Below are 2,469 nucleotides of genomic sequence, written 5' to 3'. Positions count from 1 at the left end.
GGAATGCGGTGGGCGATCCGGGGGAGTCGTGAATTCCGTAGTTCAGGTCAACGAAGCCCTCGACGGCGTCCAGCTTGGGCTTGCGCGTGATGTAGCGGACCAGGCCACCGGTCGCGTTGCGGCCGAACAGCGTGCCCTGCGGACCCTTCAGCACCTCGACGCGGTCGATATCGAACAGGGCGAAAGTCTGGCCCTGGCCGATCGCGATGTAACCGTCGTCCAGATAAACCGCGTTCGGCGCCTCGACGATATCGTTGATGTCATTCTGGGTGACGCCGCGGATCGTGTACTGGCTGTTCTGGCCGGCGAGCGCGCCACCGAGGTGCACGCCCGGCGTGATCGCCGCCAGTTCGCGTGAATCGGTCACGTTGAGCGCGCGCAACTGGTCGCCGGAATAGGCGGTGATGGCGATGCCCACCTTCTGGATGCTCTGCTCGCGACGCTGCGCGGTCACGATGATGTCGCCCGACAATGCCGAGCCGCCTTCGTCGGCCTGATCTTGGGCCGCTTGACCCTGCATGGGAGCAGCGGCTGGCGCGTCCTGCGCCAGTGCGGGACTGGCAAGCGCGCCAACCGCAACGGCGCAAAGTAACGTTGCCCGCATTCCAAGATCTTTTCTCATTATCATTCCCCTTAAGTGATAATTATAGAGCAAATCATCCTGCACAATGAGCGCCCTGCGCCAGCGCTTGGCTCGACCCCGCAGGTAGGCGAATGGGAACTGCTCACTGGTTGCGTGCGCGGTGCCCATCAAATGCAATGCCTAAATCCGCTTCACGCTTACCCCGCATTTCCATCGCGGGGCCGCCGATCCACGCTGGGCTGACATTGAAAAGGAATAAGGGTTTAACGGTCGCTTCGGTTAGGATGGACGGCTTGATCGCTTGAACTACTTTGTTCTGATTGCGATGATTGGTCCCAATTGATGATCGGCTGATCCGCTTTCTGGTCATTTCCGGTACCACGACTGGTAACCAAGGCTATTGTGTGGGCGTAGTCGGACGGAAAGAGCGCGTCACCAGCCGGTGATGCAACGAACCTCCTCAAGGCGGTGGAAGATCTCACCGTTGAGCAGGCCATCCCGCAGCGGGCACTGACGCTTTCGATATATGGGGCCTGTCTGCTCGCAAAGGCAGGCCTGTCGCAGCTGGCGTGCAACCTGGCGGCGCAACGGGGCCGGACGGCATCTCGGTAAATGCCGTTGCACCGGGCATGATCGAGACCAAACTGTCCCCCTGCTCTCTCAACCCGAGGTCATGGCAAGACGCCCCCTAACCTGCCCCCCCGTTGGATCCCTCGATTTGATGTAGAATCTGCCCCACACCCGGCGCGCTTGCGACGGCGGGCGAGTACGAATATCAAACCGGAAGACTCTCGTCATGACGGCGGAACCACCGGGGTTGCAGGTCAGGCGGTAACCTGTTTGCCCTGCAACCCATCGGCGCAGCGCAGAACGATCCGGTTGCGCTCCGACAGCGAACGCCTGACCCACTGTTCCAGATGCCTATGTGTGAATGATTTTTTGAGCAGAGACATTTGGGCGACGCGACGTGTCGCCTTGCCGCAGATTGACCTCCGCGATCTGGTTACCGCTTGGCGCGGTCCATGACGAGTGACGATCCCAAATTTGTGGATCATGACCTGGAACGAGGCGTTCGAACTTGTTCTTCAAAAGTTCGCGGATTTCGCGATATGCGCGAATCTGGTTGAACGTATTGCCTTGGCTATAGCCAGGAGGCCACATGCGCTCGATATTAGAGTACCAATAGACCGTGTCGCCTACCACCGCGAACGGACCGTTGCGCGTCTGCACTTCGAACCACTGCGTCCCAAAGGTGTGACTCTCCTTCGCCAGGTGAGCCGTTATGCCGGGCAGCACTTCCTCATCACCGCGAATGAATTTCACGCGGCCTTCGGATACGCCTTGTGCGGCTCTGATCAGATCCTGCGGATCGAAAGAAGAAAAGACCCATGCCTTTTCTTCCTCGGTTTCCATCTGATGAGCGGCACAAACCGCATCAGACCATCCAAGATACTCATCCAGCTGGATGTATAATTTAGCGTTCGGAAAGGCTTCGAAATTACCAATATGGTCGAAATGCATATGTGTCACGAGGATCACATCAACATCTTCGGGTTTGAAGCCAACACGCCCAAGAACGTCGCTTGGCTCCTCCCAGCTTGAAAATGCGTAACGCGTCAACCAATGATCGTTGCGGAATCCGCAATCGACCAACGCAACATGCTGCTTGCCGCCGACTTCACCACCTACAACCAACGTGTAGATCATGGGAAGACGGACAGTCCCGGCATTGCTGTACAGACCGGATCCGGCAACGAAATCCAGAGGCATATCAGATTGGCAGTATGCCAAGGGCCAAATAGAATAATCAGTATCCAGCTTGGTACCGAGTCCTATGATCGATGAGTTGGCCACGGCATAACTCCTAGTGGTGTGTTACAGAATAC

The 2,469-nt window shown here is 57.6% G+C and carries 2 protein-coding genes; both read right to left on the bottom strand.

Annotation, left to right across the window (positions count from 1 at the left end; translation table 11 throughout):
• Positions 1 to 751 (bottom strand): TonB-dependent receptor plug domain-containing protein (locus AC1DPF_RS18905; protein ID WP_477962935.1); only part of this gene is annotated, 751 nt, incomplete at its 3' end.
• 753 nt (positions 752 to 1,504) lie between these two features.
• Positions 1,505 to 2,437: an N-acyl homoserine lactonase family protein gene (locus AC1DPF_RS18900; RefSeq protein ID WP_477873097.1), complete on the bottom strand. Its 933-nt coding sequence runs from the start codon at positions 2,435 to 2,437 to the stop codon at positions 1,505 to 1,507.
• Positions 2,438 to 2,469 lie beyond the last annotated feature (32 nt).

The organism is Rhizorhabdus sp. P4_G6, from assembly GCF_056401045.1.
The sequence above is the reverse complement of the archived record's forward strand: the minus strand, read 5'-3'. Positions and strand labels throughout refer to the sequence as shown.